Below are 1,167 nucleotides of genomic sequence, written 5' to 3'. Positions count from 1 at the left end.
CGTCGGGCCCGTCCGGGCTCAGTCGGTCCTCATCGGGGTCCTGCTGCTCCTGTGCGGTGTCGTGCACCCCGCCGGTGGCGGTGCTTTGCTCCGCGCCTTGTGCGGTGTCGCGAGGGCCGGCCTCCATCGCCACGCGCCCTCCCAACTCGGACTCCACTTGGTCGATCGAAGCTCGATGATGGCACGGCCGCGGAGACCGGGATGACGGCCGGAGCGTCCCGATGCCAGGACGTGATCAGGCTGTGACCGGTCGTTCGACCAACGCCAGCGCGAGCTGCGGAAGTTCTGTGAGATCCGCCGCAGCCCCACTCAGCCAATGCACCCGTGGATCGCGTCTGAACCAGGAATCCTGACGGCGCGCGAAGCGCTTGGTGGCACGTACGGTCTCGGCACGTGCCTCGTCCTCCGTGCACTCCCCCGCGAGCGCCGCGAGCACCTGCTGGTAGCCGAGGGCACGCGACGCCGTACGCCCCTCGCGCAACCCTTGCGCCTCCAGTGCGCGCACTTCCTCGACGAGGCCGGCCTCCCACATGCGGTCCACCCGCAGGGCGATGCGGTCGTCGAGCTCGGGGCGCGCCACGTCGACGCCGATCTGCACGGTGTCGTAGACGGAGTCGTGGCCGGGGAGGTTGGCGGTGAAGGGCTTGCCGGTGATCTCGATGACCTCCAGGGCCCGGACGATCCGGCGGCCGTTGCTGGGCAGGATCGCGTGGGCGGCCTCGGGGTCGGAGACGGCCAGCCGGGCGTGCAGGGCACCGGAGCCACGCAGGGTGAGCTCCTCCTCCAGGCGGGCCCGTACCTCCGGATCGGTGCCGGGGAACTCCAGGTTGTCGACGGCCCCCCGGACGTACAGCCCGGAGCCGCCGACGAGGATCGGCCAGCGGCCCTCGGTGAGGAGTGCGTCGATGCGGTCGCGCGCGAGACGCTGGTACTCGGCGACGCTCGCCGTGACCGTCACGTCCCAGATGTCCAGCAGGTGGTGCGGGATGCCACCTCGTTCCTCGGGCGTCAGCTTGGCGGTGCCGACGTCCATCCCCCGGTAGAGCTGCATCGAGTCGGCGTTGACGACCTCGCCGCCCAGGCGCTGGGCCAGATGGACGCCGAGATCGGACTTTCCCGCCGCGGTAGGACCGACGACGGCGATGACCCGCGGGGCGGGGGCAGGAC

At 71.4% G+C, this 1,167-nt stretch carries 1 protein-coding gene; it reads right to left on the bottom strand.

Annotation, left to right across the window (positions count from 1 at the left end; genetic code table 11):
* Positions 1-235: 235 nt before the first annotated feature.
* Positions 236-1,167: tRNA (adenosine(37)-N6)-dimethylallyltransferase MiaA (miaA, locus tag EU811_RS23330; RefSeq protein ID WP_142940601.1), on the bottom strand; the 932-nt coding region annotated here is incomplete at its 5' end.

The organism is Arthrobacter sp. TS-15 (genome assembly GCF_006964045.1).
In the GTDB taxonomy this organism is placed as follows: domain Bacteria; phylum Actinomycetota; class Actinomycetes; order Actinomycetales; family Micrococcaceae; genus Arthrobacter.
Note: the sequence above shows the minus strand (reverse complement) of the source record. Positions and strands in the feature narration are given on the sequence as shown.